This is a genomic window from Shigella sp. FC1967, assembly GCF_001743005.1.
Classification (GTDB): Bacteria; Pseudomonadota; Gammaproteobacteria; order Enterobacterales; family Enterobacteriaceae; genus Proteus.
Genome location: NZ_MIIZ01001212.1, coordinates 1 through 477, shown reverse-complemented (window position 1 = coordinate 477; position 477 = coordinate 1). Strand labels below are relative to the sequence as shown.

Annotated in this window: 1 pseudogene; it reads right to left on the bottom strand. The window is 47.4% G+C overall.

Going from position 1 to position 477, the window contains the following annotated elements:
- A pseudogene (locus BHE89_RS20370) lies at positions 1 to 477 on the bottom strand (RNA-guided endonuclease InsQ/TnpB family protein); the annotation flags it as partial.

The window sequence follows — 477 nt, the reverse complement described above, 5'->3', positions numbered from 1 at the left end:
GGTCTCCATGGGCTGAAACGACGAGTCCCGCCGCTTGTAATTCCAATATGCCCTTGTGTCGGATATTGATTGCCGCATTGATATCTCGGTCATGTTCAACTCCACATTCAGGGCATTGCCAGATACGCTTATGTAGTGGCATTTCTGACATCTTATGACCGCAACAATGACAGGTTTTCGAACTGGCAAACCATTGCTCCAGTTTTACCAGATGGACGCCTTTTTTCTGCGGCTTTATATTCCAGCTTTTGTGATAAAACCATGCCAGCCTGCATCACCGATAGCGCGAGCCAGACAGTGGTTTTTCATCATATTCGCCGATTTCAGTGTCTCTACAATTACCGCTTGGTTTTCGTCAACAATTGCACGAGAGAGTTTGTGTTGAAAATCAGCACGGGCATTGGCTACCCGTTCGTGTACACCTGCAAGCTGTATTCGGGCTTTACGGCGATTAGCACTCCCTTTTTGCTTGCGAGA